The organism is Rhizobacter sp. P2_H2, assembly GCF_056403375.1.
Window position 1 is genome coordinate 1 of the sequence record NZ_JBFUFP010000654.1, and the last position, 3,116, is coordinate 3,116.

Below are 3,116 nucleotides of genomic sequence, written 5' to 3' on the forward strand. Positions count from 1 at the left end.
CGCCGGCGTCGGCCTCGCGCTGGCGCGCCACCTCGCGGGCGCGTGGCAGGCCCGGCTGGTGCTGCTGGGCCGCAGCGAGCTGCCGGCGCGTGCCGACTGGGCCCGGTTGGCGGATGACGCACAGCAGCCGCTCGCGTTGCGCCGCAAGCTGCAGCAGCTGGTCGCGCTCGAAGCCACGGGTGCCGAGGTGATGACGGTCGCCGCCGATGTCAACGATGCGGCACAGCTGCGCGCGGTGCTCGCGCAGGTGCACCAACGCTTCGGGCCGGTGCAGGGCGTCGTGCATGCCGTCGTGCACCCCGGCCGCGGCATGATCGCGCAGCGCAGCCGCGCGCAGGTCGAGGCCGCGTTCGAGCCCAAGCTGCACGGCACGCAGGTGCTGCTGGAGGTGCTGCGCGACGAACCGCTCGACTACGTGCTGTTCTGCTCGTCGGTCGCCAGCCTGATCGGCGGCCTGGGCCGCAGCGACTACGCCGGCGCCAACGCCTACCTCGATGCGCTGGCGATCGCATCGCGCCGCGCCGACGGGCCACCGCTGTTCTCGGTCAACTGGGATGCGTGGCGCGATGTCGGCATCGCGGTCGACATGGACCTGCCCGACGGCATCGGCCTCGACGAGCGCAGCGGCGTCGCCGCGTTCGAGCGCATCGTCAACGGGCCGGACCTGCCGCAGACGGTGGTGTCGGTCACGCCGCTCGCACAGCGCTTCGGGCCGCTCGATGGCGGCATGCTGGATGTGATCACGGAGTCGGCGGAGGCTTCAGCCCCCGCACGCACCGGTCATCCGCGCCCGGTGCTGACGACGCCGTTCGCCGCCCCCGAAGGCGCGCTGCAGGAAGGCCTGGCCGCGCTGTGGACCGAGCTGCTCGGCATTGCACCGATAGGAGTGCACGACAACCTGTTCGAGCTCGGCGGCGATTCGCTGCTCGCGATCCGGCTGTTGTCGCGGGTGCGGCAGGCGCATGGCGTCGAGCTGCATCCGGCGCTGTTCTTCAAGCTGCCGACGGTCGCCGCGCTGGCGCAGGCGGTGCGCGAGCGTGCGCCGCAGGTGGAAGTCGCTCCGGCGGCGATCACGCGCGGCGAGGGCGCGGTGGCGCCGATGTCGCCGGCCCAGCAGGGCCAATGGTTCCTGTGGCAGCTCGATCCGGACAGCACCGCGTACCACGTTGGCGGCGGCCTGCGGCTGTCGGGCGCGCTCGACGTGCCGGCGCTGCAGCGGGCGATCGGCGAGCTGGTGCAGCAGCATGACGGCCTGCGCACGGTGTTCCGCGAAGGCGAGGGCGGCGTGCTGGAGCAGGTCGTGCAGGACACGGCTTCAATCGAGATTCCGTTGGTCGACCTGGTGTTGCTGCCGGCCGACCAGCGCGATGCACGGCGTCATGACGAAGCGCTGCGCATCGCCCGCACGCCGTTCGACCTGCGCCGCGGCCCGCTGCTGCGCGCTGCGCTGCTGCGCTGCGCGCCGGGCGAGCACGAGCTGCTGTTGATGATGCACCACATCGTGTCCGACGCCTGGTCGGTCGAGCTGATGCTCGACGAGTTGGCGCAGCGCTATGCCGCGGCCTGCGAGGGCCGCTCGGCGGCGCTGCCGGCACCGGCGATCCGCTATGGGGATTTCGYGGCCTGGCAGCGGCGCTGGCTGGCCGATGGCGAGGGCGAACGGCAGCTCGCGTATTGGCGTCGCCAGATCGACGATCCGCAGGCCATGCTCGCGCTGCCGACCGACCGGCCGCGCGAGGCCGCGGGCCGAAGCGGGGCGGCGCAGCACTTGGTCGACCTGCCGGCGGACCTGGTCGACGGACTGAAGCGCCTCGTCGCGAAAGAGGGCGCCACGCTCTTCATGGGCCTGATCGCGGCCTTCCACGCGCTGCTGCACCGGCACACCGGCCAGCCGCTGGTGCGCATCGGCGTGCCGGTCGCGAACCGGCACCGGCCCGAGATGGCGCGCGTCGTCGGCTTCTTCATCAACACGCTGATAATCCAGGCGCGCGTTGACGGCCGCCAGCCGCTGCTCGCGCTGCTGCAGCAGGTGCGCGATGCGGCGATCGACGCGCAGGCGCACCCCGACCTGCCGTTCGACCACCTCGTCGAGGCGCTGCGCCCGCCGCGCGTGCCGGGCGTCACGCCGCTGTTCCAGGTGATGTTCAACCACCTCGGGCAGGGCGGGCGCTCGCCGACGGGCTGGCCGGGGTTGCAGGTCGCGCGCATCGACCTGGCCGAGCGCGCCGCGCCGTTCGAGCTGACGCTGGAGACGCAGGAGCTCGACGATGGCCGCCTGCGCGCTGCGTTCCGCTATGCCGATGCGCTGTTCGAGCCGCAGCGCATCGCGCGGCTCGGCGCGCACTACGTGGCGCTGCTGCGCGCGCTGGTCGGGCAGCCGCAGGCGCGCGTCGGCGAGGTCGCACTGCTCGGCGCGGACGACCGGGCGCTGCTGCGGCAGTGGAGCGTCAACGGCGAGCAGCATGCGTACGACGCGCCGGTGCACCGGCTGTTCGAGCGGCAGGCGCAGCAGCAGCCGCAGGCGATCGCGCTGGTGTTCGGCGAGCAGACGCTGGGTTACGGCGAACTGAACCGCCGCGCCAACCGGCTCGCGCACCGGCTGATCGCCGAAGGCGTCGGGCCGGACACGCGTGTCGGCATCGCGATGGAGCGTTCGTTCGAGATGGTCATCGGCCTGCTGGCGATCCTGAAGGCCGGCGGCGCCTATGTGCCGCTGGACCCGGAGCATCCGGACGAGCGGCTGGCGTACATGCTCGACGACAGCGGCATCGCGCTGCTGCTGACGCGGCCCCACCTGGCGGCGCGTTTCGGCGGCCGGCCGGCGCTGTCGGTGCTGCAAGTCGACGGCGATGCGATCGACCAGCCCGGCATCGACACTGACCCCGTCGTCGCGCTGCACGGCCAGCACCTGGCCTACGTGATCTACACCTCCGGTTCGACTGGCCGGCCCAAGGGCGCCGCGAACCACCACCGCGCGCTGCACAACCGCCTGGCGTGGATGCAACAGGCGCATGGCCTGACGCCGCACGACACCGTGCTGCAGAAGACGCCGTTCGGCTTCGACGTGTCGGTGTGGGAGTTCTTCTGGCCGCTGATGACCGGCGCGCGGCTGGTGC

Annotated in this window: 1 protein-coding gene; it reads left to right on the forward strand. The window is 72.6% G+C overall.

Annotated elements, in window-relative coordinates:
* The coding region (locus AC1D15_RS24145) for an SDR family NAD(P)-dependent oxidoreductase (protein ID WP_477827961.1) at window positions 1-3,116 on the forward strand (3,116 nt) is incomplete at both ends.